Origin of the sequence: Exiguobacterium sp. KJ 601 (assembly GCF_027161185.1) — a bacterium.
In the GTDB taxonomy this organism is placed as follows: Bacteria; Bacillota; Bacilli; order Exiguobacteriales; family Exiguobacteriaceae; genus Exiguobacterium; species Exiguobacterium profundum.
Genome location: NZ_JADHZG010000002.1, coordinates 197,603 through 215,478 on the forward strand (window position 1 = coordinate 197,603; position 17,876 = coordinate 215,478).

18 protein-coding genes are annotated in these 17,876 nt (G+C 48.5%); 7 read left to right on the top strand and 11 right to left on the bottom strand.

The annotated features are described in order from the left end of the window. Positions 1-2 precede the first annotated feature (2 nt). From moaC to IRJ25_RS11410, 4 genes are all read left to right on the top strand, one after another. Positions 3-467, top strand: coding sequence for a cyclic pyranopterin monophosphate synthase MoaC (gene moaC, locus IRJ25_RS11395; RefSeq protein ID WP_015880401.1), 465 nt, complete (start codon positions 3-5; stop codon positions 465-467). Then, complete coding sequence (locus tag IRJ25_RS11400) at positions 464-1,474, top strand: ThiF family adenylyltransferase (protein WP_214691349.1); 1,011 nt, start codon at positions 464-466, stop codon at positions 1,472-1,474. The genes moaC and IRJ25_RS11400 overlap by 4 nt, the downstream gene beginning before the upstream one ends. A gap of 401 nt (positions 1,475-1,875) precedes the next feature. Further along, positions 1,876-3,201, top strand: a complete 1,326-nt coding sequence (locus tag IRJ25_RS11405) for a PepSY-associated TM helix domain-containing protein (protein ID WP_269318317.1) — start codon at positions 1,876-1,878, stop codon at positions 3,199-3,201. Next, on the top strand, positions 3,198-3,635 hold the full coding sequence (locus tag IRJ25_RS11410) for a hypothetical protein (protein WP_159563288.1): 438 nt from the start codon (positions 3,198-3,200) through the stop codon (positions 3,633-3,635). The genes IRJ25_RS11405 and IRJ25_RS11410 overlap by 4 nt, the downstream gene beginning before the upstream one ends. 26 nt (positions 3,636-3,661) lie before the next feature. Here the strand turns inward: IRJ25_RS11410 and IRJ25_RS11415 are convergent, their stop codons facing one another. The 3 genes from IRJ25_RS11415 to IRJ25_RS11425 form a co-directional block, all read right to left on the bottom strand. Further along, positions 3,662-3,925 carry an LlsX family protein gene (locus IRJ25_RS11415; RefSeq protein ID WP_047795807.1) on the bottom strand — a complete coding sequence of 88 codons (264 nt, stop codon included), beginning with the start codon at positions 3,923-3,925 and terminating at the stop codon, positions 3,662-3,664. A 54-nt stretch (positions 3,926-3,979) separates the two neighbouring features. Beyond that, complete coding sequence (locus tag IRJ25_RS11420; protein WP_269318318.1) at positions 3,980-4,126, bottom strand: LlsX family protein; 147 nt, start codon at positions 4,124-4,126, stop codon at positions 3,980-3,982. A 65-nt stretch (positions 4,127-4,191) separates the two neighbouring features. Continuing rightward, positions 4,192-5,385 carry a LysM peptidoglycan-binding domain-containing protein gene (locus IRJ25_RS11425; RefSeq protein WP_269318319.1) on the bottom strand — a complete coding sequence of 398 codons (1,194 nt, stop codon included), beginning with the start codon at positions 5,383-5,385 and terminating at the stop codon, positions 4,192-4,194. A gap of 265 nt (positions 5,386-5,650) precedes the next feature. Between IRJ25_RS11425 and IRJ25_RS11430 the strand changes: the two genes are divergently transcribed. Beyond that, complete coding sequence (locus IRJ25_RS11430; protein WP_269318320.1) at positions 5,651-6,400, top strand: FixH family protein; 750 nt, start codon at positions 5,651-5,653, stop codon at positions 6,398-6,400. Positions 6,401-6,430: 30 nt separating this feature from the next. On the opposite strand, the gene IRJ25_RS11435 is transcribed toward IRJ25_RS11430, so the two are convergent. From IRJ25_RS11435 to IRJ25_RS11460, 6 genes are all read right to left on the bottom strand, one after another. Next, on the bottom strand, positions 6,431-8,056 hold the full coding sequence (locus tag IRJ25_RS11435) for an ABC-F family ATP-binding cassette domain-containing protein (RefSeq protein WP_015880408.1): 1,626 nt from the start codon (positions 8,054-8,056) through the stop codon (positions 6,431-6,433). 165 nt (positions 8,057-8,221) lie between these two features. Then, a complete protein-coding gene (locus IRJ25_RS11440) occupies positions 8,222-8,941 on the bottom strand; it encodes a DNA/RNA nuclease SfsA (RefSeq protein ID WP_211781926.1) in 720 nt (239 codons plus the stop codon). Then, positions 8,928-9,392, bottom strand: coding sequence for an SACOL1771 family peroxiredoxin (locus IRJ25_RS11445; RefSeq protein WP_047795811.1), 465 nt, complete (start codon positions 9,390-9,392; stop codon positions 8,928-8,930). Before IRJ25_RS11445 ends, IRJ25_RS11440 begins: the two co-directional genes overlap by 14 nt. A 52-nt stretch (positions 9,393-9,444) precedes the next feature. Further along, a complete protein-coding gene (gene pepT, locus IRJ25_RS11450; protein WP_214784337.1) occupies positions 9,445-10,683 on the bottom strand; it encodes a peptidase T in 1,239 nt (412 codons plus the stop codon). Positions 10,684-10,779: 96 nt separating this feature from the next. Beyond that, positions 10,780-11,454: an LrgB family protein gene (locus IRJ25_RS11455; protein WP_047795813.1), complete on the bottom strand. Its 675-nt coding sequence runs from the start codon at positions 11,452-11,454 to the stop codon at positions 10,780-10,782. Beyond that, positions 11,451-11,804, bottom strand: a complete 354-nt coding sequence (locus IRJ25_RS11460) for a CidA/LrgA family protein (RefSeq protein WP_264093113.1) — start codon at positions 11,802-11,804, stop codon at positions 11,451-11,453. Before IRJ25_RS11460 ends, IRJ25_RS11455 begins: the two co-directional genes overlap by 4 nt. A gap of 149 nt (positions 11,805-11,953) precedes the next feature. Between IRJ25_RS11460 and IRJ25_RS11465 the strand changes: the two genes are divergently transcribed. Further along, a complete protein-coding gene (locus IRJ25_RS11465) occupies positions 11,954-12,691 on the top strand; it encodes a YwqG family protein (RefSeq protein WP_078146077.1) in 738 nt (245 codons plus the stop codon). A gap of 44 nt (positions 12,692-12,735) precedes the next feature. Here IRJ25_RS11465 and IRJ25_RS11470 read toward each other — a convergent pair whose 3' ends face one another. Together IRJ25_RS11470 and IRJ25_RS11475 are read right to left on the bottom strand one after the other, a co-directional pair. Then, the gene (locus IRJ25_RS11470) at positions 12,736-15,888 is read right to left on the bottom strand and encodes an efflux RND transporter permease subunit (protein ID WP_269318321.1); all 3,153 of its coding nucleotides are present in this window, start codon (positions 15,886-15,888) and stop codon (positions 12,736-12,738) included. Between the two features lie 32 nt (positions 15,889-15,920). Continuing rightward, positions 15,921-16,487: a TetR/AcrR family transcriptional regulator gene (locus tag IRJ25_RS11475; RefSeq protein WP_214784322.1), complete on the bottom strand. Its 567-nt coding sequence runs from the start codon at positions 16,485-16,487 to the stop codon at positions 15,921-15,923. Between the two features lie 226 nt (positions 16,488-16,713). On the opposite strand from IRJ25_RS11475, the gene IRJ25_RS11480 reads away from it, so the two are divergent. Beyond that, positions 16,714-17,775, top strand: a complete 1,062-nt coding sequence (locus IRJ25_RS11480) for a Fe(3+) ABC transporter substrate-binding protein (RefSeq protein WP_159563300.1) — start codon at positions 16,714-16,716, stop codon at positions 17,773-17,775. Positions 17,776-17,876 lie beyond the last annotated feature (101 nt).

Below are 17,876 nucleotides of genomic sequence, written 5' to 3' on the forward strand. Positions count from 1 at the left end.
CGATGGAACTGACACACATGAACGACCAAGGGCGGGCGCGGATGGTCGATGTCTCGGATAAACCGGAAACGACACGGACAGCTCGGGCCCGCACATCAGTTGAATTGAGCAGTGAACTGAAACAGCTCATCACGGATGGTGACCTTGCGAAAGGCGACGTGCTTGCTGTCGCCCAAGTGGCCGGGATTATGGCCGCCAAAGAGACGAGCCGCATCATCCCGATGTGTCACCCGCTCGCCTTGAAAAAAGTCGATTTAACATTCGAATGGGATGAGACACAGCTCATCATCGAGTCGTTCGTGAAGACGAAAGGTGATACCGGTGTTGAGATGGAAGCGTTGACGGCCGCATCGGTCGCAGCGTTGACCGTATACGATATGACGAAAGCGGTCGATAAAGGCATCGTCATCGGGCCGACATACTTGCTTGAGAAACAAGGCGGGAAGTCAGGGGACTACGTCCGATGACACATGTTCCGGAACGTTACGCGCGGCAGGCCCGGTTCCACGGTATCGGTGGGGACGGGCAAGAACGTCTGATGGTGAAACGAGTGCTCGTCGTCGGTCTCGGTGCGCTCGGAGCGGCCGTGAGCGATCAACTTGTTCGGGCCGGCGTCTCACTTATCCTCGTCGACCGCGACTATGTAGAGGTGACGAACTTACAACGACAGACGCTCTATACGGAACAGGACGCACGTGCCGAGACGCCGAAAGCGGTCGCGGCGCTCGAACGCCTGCGGACCATCAACTCAGACGTTGAGTTGGACGCGCAAATCGCCGACGTATCGTGGGATTGGCTTCGGCCTTTGCCGCCCGTTGATCTCGTCTTGGACGCGACCGATAACGTCGAGACACGTCTTCTATTGAACGATTTCGCACTCGAGCGCGGCATTCCGTTCTTGTTTGCCTCTTGTGTCGGGGCATACGGCATGAACTACACGGTGATGCCGGAAGAAGCGCCGTGTCTTCGTTGTCTCATGCGTCATTTGCCGCTAGCCGGTCAGACTTGCGCGACAGCGGGGGTGGTGGCTCCAATCGTGCAACATGTGGCGAGCCGTCAAGCCGTCGAGGCATTGAAATATTTGACGGGGCGTCCTGAAAAGATGGAACGTCGGCTCTTGATTGAAGACATGTGGGAAAACCAGTCGCAGCGACTCGATGTCGCACGGCTCGTCGACGTGTCTTGCCCGTCTTGTCAAACCCATGACTATCCGAGTCTCGTTTCGAATCGACAACAGACAGCGATCCTATGTGGGCGCGATGTCGTCCAAGTCCGTCGGTCCATCGAGGGTCTGGAACCAATCGCGCATCAACTCGAACGGGCGGACATCGCCGTGAAGCAGACACCGTTCACGTTGGAATGGCGATGGCGGAATCACCGGATGCTCTTGTTCAAAGACGGAAGGGTTCTCGTCCATGGCGTTGACGATGCGCATGTCGCGGTCGCGATGGTCGATGAATGTCTTGGTACGTAATTCATCGCATCATAGAGCTTGTTTCTCCCTAAAAAATACAAAATGATACAACAATTTCTGCGACACGTCACCAACGTGAAGTCGGAACGGGTTACTTCGATGAAGTCTCGCTCGTCATCTCAGGTGGGCAATCATCAACGACTGCACTGGCTGGGTCGACAGAAGCAGAGCAGTTCACAAATTGATCATATTTTGGAGACGCCAACTTGTTGGTGTCTCTTTCTTTATGTGAAAGTATGTGAGATAGATTGATGAATATGTGATAAAAAGATGAACCAAAGTTCATTTTCACTTCTCCAATTCGACGAATAGTTGTCACAAATAGTAAGAATAAACCGTTTCCATTCCTTGTATACTCAATCTGTTCACAAGTTGGACACAATGATAAAGGGGGAAGCATCATGCAAGGGGAACGATTGAATAAACGCAACGCTTGGTATCAAGCGGTATGGCGTTGGCACTTTTATGCAGGTCTCATATTTGCACCAATTTTTATTATCCTGGCTGTGACAGGAAGCATTTATTTATTTGAACCGCAAATAACGAAGATGCAATACAAAGACATGATGACGGCAACTTTCACGGAAGAACAGCCGATTGAAGTCCAAAAAGAATCATTCATGACGGAATATCCGGATGCGATGATCACATCGATTCGTTTGCCGGATGAAGGCGAATCGACTCGAATCGGTTGGATGAACAAAGACGAGATGATGTATACATATATTCATCCGGAAACTACAGAAGTTTTAGGAACGCGGTCTGCTGAAGGTAGCATGGATTTATTAGTTGTGATTCATGGCACACTATTAGGTGGTCAAATCGGGAACTGGGTCGTCGAACTCGCGGCGTCCTGGGCAATCATTCTTCTTATTACGGGGACATTCTTGTTTTGGCCGCGTGGTAAGAATCCGCTTCGGATGCTTATGCCGAAGCTTGGGAAAGGACGACAGTGGTGGAAGCAGATGCACGGTAGCGTCGCTTTGTGGTCATCGCTAGGCCTCGTGCTCATTATCAGTTCAGGGTTGGCTTGGTCATCCGTTTCGGGTGCGATGTTGCAGTGGGTTTCCTCGTCGACAAACACGGGAGCACCGATGTATGCCTATGCGTTTGGCGCCAAGCCGGAATCGACCGTGACGACAAAAGAGGTGGCAGAAGACGTACCTTGGGCGACCCAAGCAGATCTCGTTCCAACGTCTTCTCCAAGTACGCTGTTGCCGATTGATTTAAATCAGGTGGTGAACAAGTCCACGATTGATCGACCGTACACAATCTCGCTTCCGGAAGGCGAAACAGGCGTCTATACTGTCACATCGGCAGCAGGTCATCCATTTAAAGAATCGACGGTGAACTTAGATCAATATAGTGGTGAAACACTCAGCTCTGTGACATACGCAGATTACGGGATTCTCGGAAAACTGATTACGGTTGGAATCGCGTTCCATGAAGGTCGCCTGTTCGGTTTACTCAATCAATTGGTCGGTGTCGCGCTTTGTCTAGGTCTCATTTTCGTGGTCATCAGCTCGTTCATGATGTGGCGCAAACGAAAAGTCGGATCCATTGAACAGATGAAGCGGTTTGAGGACGAACGCATTAAACGAATCGTCGGTATCTTGATTTTACTTCTAGGTGTGACATTACCGCTCGCAGGAATCAGTATTCTTGTCGTTCTCCTATTTGATTGGTTGATTGGTCGCCGGAAGTTGAAAGCGAAGGTGGCAGCATGAAACGATTTAAAGCAGTCATTCCTGTCATCCTAGCGACAATTTGGTTAAGCGCGTGTCAACTTCAACCAGTAGAACGCACCATTGATCCGATTGGGATTCAACTGATCGTACCTGAACGTATAGAAGTTGGCTCGACGACGCTTGCGATGAAAGTATCGAATGATGAACGTGTGACGGAAAGCCATATTCAAGTCACGCCTTACGATTCGGAAGAGACCCGGACGTATGAAGTGACAGAAAAGGATGGCTATCTCGTGACGAGCGTGAAACTCGATCAGGGAATCTACCAAGTGAACGGCATGGTCCATGAAGGGCAGAAGGTCTATACGCCGTCCGCATGGATGATTGTCGGTGATGTACCGCAAGACCAAATCGACCAATTGCAGCAACCAATCGTTCACTCACACGACCATGGTGGTGAACATCAGCATTAAAAAAGTAACCGTTGCGTATGCAGCGGTTACTTTCGTTTAAGACGTATCCCGATCTCTCCAATGAGAACGGCAAGGCCCATGAATCCGGCACCGAGAATGGCCATTTGATTCTGGTTGGCGACCCCGATTCCGTTCTCGAATTGATAAATCTCACGTGTTAAGAATTGGATCGGCTCACCGGATGTGAGTGCTTGTTCATAACCGAGCCAAATCAAAATCGAGAATGTGGCAATTGAAACCAAAAGTCCGATGAATGCGGTAGTACTGACACGGATTACGGTTCGAGTCATAGCAATTCCTCTTTTCCTGTTTGTATACGATACGTCACAGAAATAGGAAAAGATTCACAGTGCACTCATTAAGAATTGGATCGGCTCACCGGATGTGAGTGCTTGTTCATAACCGAGCCAAATCAAAATCGAGAATGTGGCAATTGAAACCAAAAGTCCGATGAATGCGGTAGTACTGACACGGATTACGGTTCGAGTCATAGCAATTCCTCTTTTCCTGTTTGTATACGATACGTCACAGAAATAGGAAAAGATTCACAGTGCACTCATTTTGGAATGGTCAACACTTGTCCGACGTAGATGGAGTTGACGTTTGTGATGTTATTGGCCGCTGCGATCTTCGCGACAGTCGTGTTGTACATCGTTGCAATCTTGTAGAGTGTGTCGCCCGATTTCACCGTATATTTCACGGTCGTCGTAGGAGGTGTGACGGTCGTGGTTGGAATGATGAGTACTTGTCCGACGTAAATGGAGTTGACGTTTGTGATGTTATTGGCGGCTGCGATCTTCGCGACGGTCGTGTTGTACATCGTCGCAATCTTGTAGAGTGTGTCGCCCGATTTCACAGTGTATTTCACAGTCGTCGAAGGGGGTGGTGTGACGGTCGTCCCTGGGATGATGAGCACTTGTCCGACATAGATTAAGCTGTAGTTCGTGATGTTGTTGGCAGCCGCAAGCGCCGACACGGTGACACCGTATGTCCGTGCGATACTGTACAACGTATCACCTGACTTCACGGTATACGTTTTGTTCGTCGATGTGTTTTGATAGGCCAGTAATTGCGAGACCGTGACAAATTTGTACCCTTTTGCTTTGAGTTGTGAAATCATCGTTGGGAGTGCGAGCGGTGTACCCGGGGCCCCGGCTCCGGTATGCATCAAGACGATTGAACCCGGTTTGATGTTAGTCTGAACTTTCGTGTTGATTTGGCTCGCGGTCAACCCTTTCCAGTCAATCGTATCAATGTTCCATTGAATCGTGTATCCGTATCCTGCAGCCCCGACACCGCTCAATACGGTACTATTCACTGCACCAAAAGGGGCTCTGAAAATCGGTTTTGTCGTTTTTCCGGTCAACGATTTAGTCAAAGCTTCCGTGCGGTCGAGTTCGGATTTCATCTGCGTGGCAGTCAGTTTGGTGAAGTCAGGGTGTGTATACGAGTGATTTCCGAGTTGATGTCCTTTTGCGGCGATATTTTTAATGTACTGTGGATGGTTATTTGCGCCCGACCCCGTTAAAAAGAAAGTGGCTTTGACATTGTTTTTTGCTAAAATGTCTAAAATCTTGTTCGTGTTCGCCCCGTCTGCCCCGTCATCGAACGTCAATGCGACGACCTTGCTCGTCGTGTTCACGCTCGTGACAAATTTTGAAGCGGCGGCACTGACGGAAATCGATTGTGTGATCACCATCGCCAATAAGATGAACAGTGCCATCGCCCCACGAATGCCCTTACGTTTCATCTGAATTCGCCTCCATTCATGATGTAACTCTCTTGATGTTAAGACTTTCCAAATGATTGACCTTGATATATTTTATATACCCCTTTTTAGAAATGATGGACTAAAATTCGGAAATGTACTCAATAAATTTTGATTCAACTATATGTGTGAAATTTGTGAGAATGTATCGTGGTATATATCACAGAATGCTCACACTCTTTTTGGAAAGAGATGGTATCATGAACAATGTGTGAAAGATGTAAGCGATTTATAAGGAGGACTTATGATGAAAAAGATGATGACACGGTTTGGGGTCGTGTTTGGACTCATCGGGTTATTCGTACTCGGTGCGTGTGGTACGGAGAAAGAAGCGGAGAGCGCGGCTGTTCCACAGTCAATGGAACCGGTCGAGGCAGAGTTGACGGTAGAGGCAACGGCTGAAAAGGGAGAGGCGGTACCTTTATCAGTAACAGTCACGCAAGATGGTCAACCTGTAGACGATGCGGATGAAATCAAGTTCGAGGTATGGAAGAATGGTGCGAAGGAAGAAAGTGAGATGATCAAGGCGTCACTCACGAAAGACGGTATCTATGAAGCGGAGACGACGTTCGCGGAAGAAGCGGTCTATACGGTTCAGGTTCACGTGACAGCGCGTTCGATGCACACCATGCCGACGACAAACGTGACGGTTGGACATCCAGAAACGGCTGCTGAAGCAGAAGAAGAGAGTGAGCATCATCACCACGCTGGAGCGGATATCACGCTTGACCCGAAAGAGGCGACAGCAGGGGAAGAACAACCATTCATGGTACACGTCATGATTGAAGACGAGATGCTCGCAGGGGCGGAAGTACAACTCGAAATCTTCCAAGACGGGGCAGAGAAGCATGATTGGGTGAAGTTAGAGGAAGCAGATACTGGGATGTATAAAGGTGCACACACCTTTGCTGAATCAGGCGCATACAACGTTCAAGTCCATGTCACGAAAGGTCATGATATTCATGAGCACGTCATGGAGACGGTAAACGTTAAATAAAAAATCGGCTCACGTTGAGCCGATTTTTTATTATGCATTTTGGTAAAGGGATTCAACTTGTTGTTGAAGCGCTTCGTTCTCCAAGTACTCATCGTATGTTGCTTCTTTGTCCACGATGCCATTCGGAGTCACTTCGATGATGCGTGTCGCGATCGTCGAGATGAGCTGATGGTCATGTGAGCTGAAGAGAAGCACGCCTTTGAACGACTCGAGACCGTTGTTGAGTGCTGTGATCGATTCGAGATCCAAGTGGTTCGTCGGATCGTCAAGGACGAGTACGTTCGAGTTCGAGAGCATCATCTTCGAGAGCATGCAGCGTACTTTTTCTCCTCCTGAGAGGACAGATGCCTTCTTCATGACTTCTTCACCTGAGAAGAGCATGCGGCCAAGGAATCCACGAAGGAACGTGTCTGACTCATCGGCAGGTGAGAACTGGCGCAACCAGTCGAGGATGCTCTTTTCTGAGCCCTCGAAGTACTCCGAATTGTCTTTCGGGAAGTATGACTGAGTTGTCGTGACGCCCCATTTGACTGACCCTGTGTCTGGCTCCATCTCACCCATGAGAATTTTGAAGAGTGTCGTGATGGCAACGTCCGAACGACCGACGAATGCGACTTTGTCCGTCTTGTTGAGTGAGAACGTGACGTTGTCGAGTACTTTTACACCATCGATTGTCTTCGATACGTTATCGACATAGAGAACATCGTTTCCGATCTCGCGCTCCATCGTGAATCCGACGAACGGATAACGACGTGACGACGGACGGATGTCATCAAGTGTGATCTTATCGAGCAACTTCTTACGAGACGTCGCTTGACGTGCTTTCGATGCGTTCGAGCTGAAACGTGCGATGAAGTTTTGAAGCTCTTTGATTTTCTCTTCTTTCTTCTTGTTCTGGTCTGCCGCCATACGTGTAGCGAGTTGGCTAGACTCATACCAGAAGTCGTAGTTCCCGACATACAATTGGATTTTTCCAAAGTCGAGGTCGGCCATGTGCGTACAGACTTTGTTCAAGAAGTGACGGTCGTGGGAAACGACGATGACTGTGTTTTCAAAGTTGATCAAGAATTCTTCTAACCATTGAATCGCTTTTAGGTCAAGTCCGTTGGTCGGCTCGTCTAAGAGGAGGATATCTGGCTTACCGAAGAGCGCTTGGGCAAGAAGGACTTTGACTTTCTCCCCACCTGTGAGTTCGCTCATTTGTTTCTGGTGGAGCGCTTCAGAGATACCAAGACCTTGGAGGACCATCGAGGCTTCCGACTCTGCTTCCCAACCGTTCAACTCAGCGAATTCTCCTTCGAGTTCAGCTGCGCGCATCCCGTCTTCATCTGAGAAGTCTTCTTTCATGTAGATGGCGTCTTTTTCTTTCATTACTTTGTAGAGACGCTCGTGACCCATGATGACGGTCTCGAGAACTGCACTGTCCTCATACGCGTAGTGGTCCTGTTTGAGGACGGCGAGACGTTCGCCCGGTGTGATGCTGACATCACCCGTCGTCGTATCTTGTTCACCTGATAAAATCTTTAAGAATGTCGATTTTCCGGCACCGTTCGCACCGATCAATCCGTAACAGTTGCCTGGCGTGAACTTGATGTTCACCTCTTCAAACAACTTGCGACCGCCAAATTGTAGGCTGACGTTATTTACTGTAATCATGTATGGTATCCCTCGTTTTTCTGATTAGTTTACGACGTGTATTGTATCACGTTTTTGAAAAACGCGCAGTCGCGTAAAGAGTGGAAGTGAAAAATGACTCTATTCGGTAATTCCCAACATATCATATGTTTAGTAAAAACATAACGTCTCACTTAATACATTTGGTTACTTGAAGTGAGACGTTGTGTCAAAGCAACGAAGTAAACGAATTCCTTCAGGGGAAATAGTGCAGTTCAGTTGCCATATTTCTAATCCGGAAGGTATCGCATCGTTAATCAATTGACGAATTAGATGGTCTTGTTTTCGGTTGGGATTACCGGTATAAATTGGTGCGTCATATAAAAAAACATATAAGAGGACTGCTCTTCCGGTTTGGGGTAGAGTGGAAATCAGAGCGTAGAGATGACGAATCAAACGTTCTGTTTCGATGGGTCGTTTCAATCGTCTACGTTTAAAGTGTGGGAGAGGAATAGTGAGTAGTTCGCTGAGCGGAGCCTTCACTTCCATGAAGATTCCATCAATCTGAAAATCGATTCGTGCACCGTCAGTTACTATTTCACGTTTGATTCCCCTCGGGGTTGAGAAAGCATCAAGCTGGTTCTCGAGTAAGAAAGCTTCAACATAGTCGTTGACACGACCTTGATTGATTCCAATCCATTGTTCACCATCGACTGAAATGGCTTCGACTGTAAAGCGAGTTTTACGATTCGAGTCATAGGTTTCTGAGACTAGGCAGGGGGTGTTTTCAAATATAATATCTCCAATCCTTCCTGTTACTGGACAATGGCAAGGCGCGAGCAAATCATCAACGAGTACGTCCATGACAAAGCGATTACGTCTGTTTACAATTATCGCTTTTTTCAAAGGTTCTTCAAATAAAATCATTGCTACTTTTACGTGAAATGACGGTATTCAACTCAAATGCTACATTTCCTGCGAGTGCGCGTGAAATCATACATTGATCTTTCGCTTTTTTCGCGATGCGCTCGACAAGCGTGATGTCTCGGTCGGTCATCTCTGTAGGTACATGAATCGTTGTCGCATAGCGAATTGTCTCGTAAGTGAAGATGCCGTTTGTCACATCGACGATGCCCTCTGCATCAATCGTGATACCACGATGAGTCAAATCACTTCGCCCGAGTACGGCTGCGAGTGTGATGATATAACACGTTGCCGCTGCCCCGAGTAACATCTCATCCGGATTCGTGCCGACTCCGGGACCGTCCATTTCGGGTGGAATCGAAATCTGTGTCTTTAATCGCTCGGCCTCGAGGGTGCCGACGTCGTTTCGTCCGCCATCCCAGCCGAGGTTCATGCTAAATGTATGCTTCATCAAAAATCGCCTCCAATGTCTCTAGTGTAAAAGAGAACGATTGGAGGCGCATGTGTTATGCTTGTGCGCGCTTCGCGAATGTGCGAAGTGTTTCGATGATAACCGTTGTTGCTTTTTCCATGTTGTTCACAGAGATGTATTCAAACTTCCCGTGATAGTTTTCGCCACCTGTGAAGATGTTCGGCGTCGGAAGGCCCATGTAAGAAAGTTGCGATCCGTCTGTCCCACCACGAATCGGTTCAATCTTCGGTTCGATGCCAAGGCCGCGCATGACGTCAGCGACGGTATCGACGATGTGTTTCACTGGTTCGATTTTCTCGGCCATGTTGTAATACTGATCTTCCATCTGGAGTTCAATCCGTTCTTCCCCGTATTTTTGTTTCCATTCGAGGACAAGTTTCTCCATCAACGCTTTACGTGCTTCGAACTTTTGTTTGTCGTGATCGCGGATGATGTATTGAAGCGTCGTCTTCTCGACGTCCCCATTGAAGCCGTTCAAGTGGAAGAACCCTTCGTAGTTGCTCGTACGTTCCGGTGCCTCATCAGCAGGCAAACGGTTTTGGAACGCCATCGCAAGCTTCATCGAGTTGACCATCTTGTTCTTGGCGCTACCTGGGTGCACGTTCGTCCCGTGGAAGGTGACGGTCGCACCGGCTGCGTTGAAACTCTCATACTGCAACTCTCCAAGTGGACCGCCGTCCATCGTGTAAGCGAAGTCCGCATTGAATCGGGCGACATCGAATTTATGTGGTCCACGTCCGATTTCTTCATCCGGTGTGAAGGCGATGCGGACCGGCCCGTGTGGAATCTCAGGATGAGCCAATAAGTGTTCGATCGCTGTGACGATTTCAGCGATTCCTGCTTTATCATCCGCGCCGAGGAGTGTCGTCCCGTCCGTTGTCATGAGCGTATGCCCGACATACCCGTCCAGTTCCGGGAAGTCTTTTGGTGATAAAACGACATTCAATGACTCGTTCAAGACGATGTCGCCACCTTCATAATGCTCGACGAGTTGAGGGGACACGTTCGTTCCTGTGAAGTCGGTCGCCGTATCGACGTGGGCAAGGAAGCCGATTGTCGGGACGTCATAATCGACGTTACTCGGAAGTGTGGCGAAGAGATACCCGTATTCGTCCGTCTCGACATCTGTCAGTCCGAGATCTTTCAATTCTTTCTCCAAATGGCGAATCAAATCCCATTGTTTGGCCGTCGATGGTGTTGTCGTACTTGTGAAATCTGACTGTGTATCAATCTTCGCGTACGTCATTAAGCGTTCAATTAATTTTGCTTGCATGGATTGCCCTCCTCTAATAAGTTTCATCTTCATTAGTTTATCACGCGCAATCGAAGTCGAAACAAAAAAGTCGCGCCCATCGATGACGCGACCTGTTCAAAAGAGAAACGGATATAGAATCGGCAAGATAAACGAGGTGAAGATTGCGGTCAATCCCATTGCGGCACCACCTGTTGCACCGGACAACGGATGTTCCGTTGCCGCCTGAGCGGTCCCAATCCCGTGACTGATTGTGCCGAGTGTGAGTCCACGCGTGAACGGGTCGTCCATACGAATCCACGTCAATAAGACCGGTCCGAGCATCGCCCCTAAAATACCGCAGGCAACGGCGATCGAGGCCGCAAGTGTTGCATCCCCCTCTAGTTGTCGAGCCAATTCAAGGGCAATCGGGGACGTCGCCGATTTGACCGATAGTGCAATCAATACGTTTTCGGTGAAAGAAAATAACTTGCCGAAAAGTACAGCCACAAAAATCGTAGAGAGTGACCCAAGTACGATGGCACTCAGGGCCCGTTTTGCCCGAGCGAGTAACACGGGTAAGTTGCGATAGAGCGGTAACCCGAGGGCGACCGTCGCTGGTCCGAGTAAGATGGTGATGATATCGGTAGCCGGTTTATACGCATCATAGGACTGTCCTGTCACGAGTAACAGAAGAATCAAAATCGCTGTACTTAAGAAGACGACATTGGTGAACGGAGATGCCCACTTCATGGAAAGTCGACGACTGAGCGAATACACGAGAATCGTCAATCCAATCCAAACGTATGTCATGATATCTCACCGTCTTTCCCGGAAACAAACGCCGTCACGACCATCCCGACCGCCATGCTGGCGAGTAACGTGATAAGGAGCGGGATACCGGCAGCTTTTAACAACGTGCCGTACGCCATAAGGCCGACGGCAATGGGGATGAAAAAGAAAGCGAGATGCTTCGTTAAATATCCGGCACTGTCCTCAATCCATTCCACGCGAATGACTTTTGTCAACAAGAGGACGAGCAAGAGCACCATGCCGATGACGCTGCCTGGTACTTTCCACGAGAACGTCTCAACCATCCAGTTTCCGAGCGTGCTCAACCCAAACAAGAGTGAGAGCCCGATAATCCATTTTAATAATTTCATATACATGACTTCCTTTCACGTCATTCAAAACGTATGAATCTTCTCAAATTCAACGAGAGAGGTCAAGAAAAGGGTATAACAAAAAAGGTAAGGGGTACATATGTTCGGGATGCTATACTACATCTATCATAAACAAGCGGGGTGCCGAGATGGAACTAAAAACGATTGAGCAATTTATTCAAGAGCATGGATTACAAAACAGGGAAGACATTTTACATGCGTTCACAAAGCGGGTCAATTTGACAACTTTGCCACGGACAACAAGGGAAGAAGTAGCGGTTGGCCATTCTAAGTTTGGCGGATATCCTGACTTACCACACGCAGACTTGCATCCTGGAGAGAATATGACGTTTTTAGCTCAGTTTCGTTTAAGTGATTTAGCTGAGTTTGAATCCGTAGATGCACTCCCGAAAGAAGGGGTGTTGTCTTTCTTCTATGATTTAGAAGAACAACCTTGGGGAGATGTGGATGAACGTCATCTTTGGCGTGTTCTGTTTACTGAAGAATCGAAACTTGAGCGAGTGCGAGTTGGGGAAGCATTAAATGAACGTGCCGTTTCCTTTAAAGAAAGCTATGCAGAGAATGAATACAGTTTATATGAGCTGCTCGACGAAGAGATGTACGATCGGTTACTCGAACGATTCGAACAAGAAGAACTTCATGCAATCGGTGGACATCCGAGTGAAGTGCAAGGTGACGTTTTTGAAGAGATACAAGAAACATATGGGGAACGATTCGATCATCCTTTCCTATTGTTTCAAATGGACACGTCTGAAGAGTTAGACGTCATGTTCGGGGATGCAGGTATTCTCTATTTTCTCATTCCGGAAGATGCTCTCCGTGCCAAACGGTTTGGAGAAACCGAAATCATTATGCAGTGTTATTGAACGCAAAAAAGGGAGCCGACTCGAATGAGTCGACTCTCTTTTGATTATGCTTGTTTTTTCTTACGGAATCGTGCGAAGAACTCATAGACGATTGGTACGATGAGCAACGTGAGAAGTGTCGAACTTGTGAGTCCGCCAATCACGGTGACCCCGAGACCTTTCGAGATGAGGGCGCCACCCTCGAGACCGAGTGCGAGTGGTGCGAGTGCACCGATTGTCGCGAGTGCGGTCATCAGAATTGGGCGAAGGCGTGTGCCCGCTGCCTCAAGTAACGCTTCACGTGTTGATAAACCAGCTTCTTCTTTATGAATGACGCGGTCAATCAAAACGATGGCGTTCGTGACGACAATCCCGATCAACATGAGTGCCCCGATCAAGGCAGAAACCGAAATCGTTTCACCCGTGATGAGAAGGGCGACGAGTCCCCCGATAATCGCATACGGAAGTGAGAACAACACGACGAATGGCGTGAGTGCCCCACCGAATGTGATGACGAGAACCAAGTATACGATGGCAATCGCGGCGAGCATCGCAAGACCGAGCTGTGTGAACGATTCTTGAATCTGTTCCGTTACACCGCCGACATCATACGATACGCCAGACGGAAGCTCAATCTCTGAAACGCGTTCTTCAATCGCAGCAGACGCTTCTGTCGCTTTATCTGTGCTGAGTTCAACGCTTACTTGTGCGAGCAGTTTTCCGTCGCGCTCGACGAGTGTGTCCGGTGTTGTGCCTTCTTCGATCTCAATGAAGTCTGAAATCGGGCGTGGACCGAACGGTGTCGTGATTTCTTGTGCTTGCAGGTCATCGACACTGTCATACGTCACTTGCTCGTTCGGGATGACGACGTCTAACTGTTTGTCATCCACTGTGACACTTGTAAGTGGACTTTCTGGTGTCTGGAACTGACTGATGACTTGCGCGATTTGACCTGCCGACACACCGGCTTCTGCAGCGGCCTGTTGGTCGACGTTGAACGTGTATTGTACATAGGACTCACGTAAGTCAGATGTCGCTTGACGGACATAATCCGTTTCCTCTTCAATCGTTTCGATGAAAGTCGGCACGATGGCTTCTAGATCTTCAAGCGAGTTGGCATAGACGTTGTATGTGACACCGCTCGTTGCGCCGCCACCTGAGAAGTCTTGTTCTTTCCATTCCCCGTTCGAAGTGAGTTCGTTCAATTTCTCGATATCAGCTAACTTCACATCCGCGAAGTCTTCCGTATCTGGATCATATTGAACGATGAAGATTCCTTGTTTGTTGTTTCCGGGGTTCAGCGGGTTCTCTCCACCGACCGTGAACTGAACATCCGTTGCGTTCGGTTGTTCTTCCATGAAGTATTCTTCTGCCACTTCTGCTGCGGCAATCGAATCTTCAAGTGTTTGACCAGGTTCTGGGTCGAACGTGACGAACAACGTCTTCTCCGAATCCTGATTCAAGAAGTTGACCCCAATCGCTGGGACAAGGGCAAAGCTACCAATCAATAGGGCAGTCGCGAGACCGAACACGACGAGTTTATGGTTCAGTGACCAGTTCAAGACGCCACGATACCATTCCGCGAGCTTGCCTGGACCTTCTTCTGGCTTCAACTTGTCGCGGTTTTTAAAGAACGAGTCGGCCATCATTGGTACGACCGTGATCGCGACGAGTAACGAAGCGAGTAATGCGAAGACGACAGTCAATGCGAACGGCAAGAACAGTTCACCGACAAAACCAGTGACAAATCCAAGGGGCAAGAATACTGCAATCGTGACGATGGTCGACGAGGCGATCGGGATGAATACTTCTTTTGTTGCCGCGATAATCAACTCTTTACCGCGAAGTGGTTCGTTCGAACGCGTGAGTCGACGGTAAATGTTCTCGATGACGACGATAGAGTCATCGACGACGCGCCCAATCGCAACGGTCATCGCACCGAGCGTCATGATGTTCAACGTGATATCCAACTGCTTCAAGACGATGAGTGCCATGAGAAGCGACAACGGGATCGAGATGACGGCGATGATCGTCGATCGGAAGTTACGTAAGAACACTAAGATGATGAGGATAGCGAACAACCCACCAAGTAATGCTTTAGACAACATGGTTTCGACCGACTCTTCAATCGGTTGTCCTTGGTCGAGTGTGATCGATACATTCGCCGTATCGTTTTCAGCTTCGAAGTCATTCAATACTTCTTTGACGGCGTTGACGACATCGACCGTGTTCGCATCTTGTGTCTTCGTCACTTGTACGCCAATTGAACGTTCACCGTTCGAGCGAGAAATCGATTCTTCGATTCCTTTGTCCTCGATTGTCGCAAGTTCACTCAACGCGACAGTCGGAACCGTCGTCGGAACGTTTGGTGGTAATGCCGATGGTGTTTCCGTCGGGACCTCTGTTGGCACGTCTGGCGTTTGACCAGGTGGCAATTCAGTCGGGGCAGACGGTGTCGTCGGCGTTGATTGTGCTGGTGAGTAAGGGATTTGAAGATCGCGGAACGCTTCGAGTGTCTCCGACTTGCCGTCGATGACGACCGCTTGCTCCGTATCCCCTAATTCATATAACCCGAGCGCGATCCGAGCGTCATTTGCTTGAATCAATTGTTTGACCGTGTCTTCTGTCAAATTGTATTCTGCGAGCGCATCTTGGTCGAATTGAAGCTCGACGCGGCGAATCTCTTGCCCGGCAATTTGGACGGTTTGCGCACCTTCCACTCCTTCAAGAGCAGGCTGTACTTCTTCTTCGACGAGTTTTGTCAATTCGGCCAAATCCAGGCTTTCATCCGAGATGGCAGCCCCGATTACCGGGAAAGCGTCGAAACTGAGACGCGACACTTGAGGGTCTTGTGCCGACTCCGGCAATTCGACGTTGCTTAACGCATCTTTGACTTGTTGCTCCGCTTCATCCATATCGGTACTGAAATCATAATCGATTTGGATGTTCGAAGCGTTTTGGAATGACGAAGAGCGAACTTGTTCCACACCATTTAAATTCTGAAGGCGATCTTCTAACACGGTGCTGACTTCTTCGAGCACTTGCTCAGGGGATGCACCTGGATAAATGGTTGTGACCGAGACGGTCGGAGTCGTAATGTCCGGTAACGTCTCGAGCTTCATCGTCAGACCGGCGAAAAGACCGGCGGCCGTCAAGATGATCGTCATCAACCAAACCGCAAACTTGTTGTTGACGGAGAAGGACGTGATTTTCTGCATGGGTTTTTAATCTCCTCTATTATTATGTTGTTTTATGACTCACGATCGATGTCGTGGGCTCGTTCAATCAAGCGTGCGATAATCGCTTGTTTGAGTTCGGCAGGGGGAACACCGACACCGAAGTGTTCGGACATCATCATACCTTCGAGTGCATAACGAATGATCATCGTTTCCACCGGATCAGCCGTTTGTTGGAACTGTACGAAGAACGTATCCAAATCATGTTTCCAACGATTGGCGTACTCTTGGTCGACTTCGAACAACGTGAGAAATGCAATCATCTTCTCGACGTCGATTTGGATGGCAGCACGCTCAGGATGCAACTTCGTTTCATCAAATAGACGAACGAATGCCTCGACAGGTCCATGGCCTTCATCTTGCAATGAAGCATATAACTCGTTTTGTTCTTGTTGTAATCGTTCGACCATCGCCGTCATCAACGCTTCTTTTGAAGGATAATGATAAAGAAGTCCCCCTTTAGATACACCCGCAGTCTTGGCGACTTCATCTAGGGTAAGTTGATGCACGCCGTGGTTCATGATGATGTCGGTTGCCGCATCCAACAGCTTTTGCTTTGTAACGTTCGATCGGTTTGACATATCTCCACCTCTTTCTGTACCGACCAGACGGTTTGTTTGATTTTACTATATCGTCTCCATTCTTTTGAAGTCAAGAAATGATGTCCTCAAAACTGTCACGAATTGCACATGTAATATGATAGCGATTGCAGAAAAGTCTTGACGTGAGAATGATTATCAGTGATGATAGGTACTGAGAGTAATTATCATTACCAGAGAGAAATAACCGAACGTGGGGGAATGACAGATGAACAAAAAATATGCAGCTTTAGGAATTTCAGCAGCGTTAACGACATCGCTCCTTGCTGCTTGTGCAAGCACAGATGAGACAACTTCAAATGAAGGCTCAGACGATTCGAACGTCGTCAATGTTTACTCGAGTCGCCACTACGATGTCGATCAACAATTATATAAACAGTTTGAAGAAGAAACAGGCATCAAGGTCAACGTAGTGGAAGGGAAGAGCGACGAACTTCTCGAGCGTTTGAACACAGAAGGGGAGAGCACAGAGGCTGACCTCTTCATCACTGCAGATGCTGGAAACTTGTATCAGGCGAAAGAAGCGGGACATCTTCAAGCGGTCGATAGCGATGAGCTTGAGTCAAACATTCCTGCAAAATATCGTGACACAGACAACGAGTGGTTCGGTTTGACGAAACGTGCGCGTGTCATCGTGTACTCAAAAGATCGCGTGAAACCAGAAGATTTGTCGACGTACGAAGCGTTGACGGAAGAACAGTGGAACGGCAAAGTGCTCGTGCGTCCATCGGAAAACATGTACAACATCTCACTCCTCGCATCGTTCATCGAAGTGAACGGTGTCGATGAAGCGAAAGAGTGGGCGAAGGGCTTAGTGAACAACATGGCACGCGACCCACAAGGGAACGACCGTGACCAAGCGAAAGCAGTCGTCGCTGGCGAAGGGGACGTGGCCATCATGAACACGTACTACATGGGGCTCATGTTGAATTCTGAAGACGAGGAAGAGAAGAAAGTCGCTGAACAACTCGGTGTCTTCTTCCCGAACCAAGATACAACAGGCACACACGTGAACATTTCGGGTATCGCGATGACGAAAGCATCGAAAAATACAGAAAACGCTCAAAAATTGATGGAGTTCATGTCAGAACCGTCAGCTCAAGAGAAGTTTGCGAGTGTGAACTATGAATATCCAGTCAACGAGTCGGTTGAACCGAATGAGCTTCTCCAGTCATGGGGTGAGTTCAAAGAGCAGGATATCAATCTCTCTGTACTCGGTGAAAACCAACAAGAGGCAATCCGTATCTTTAACGAAGTAGGTTGGAAGTAAGATGACTTCGGCTTGAACGAGAGTTCAGGCCGGAGATTTTTGCGTTCTTCACACCCTAAGCGCTACACGGGATGCACAGAAACTGATATGATGGGACAGGA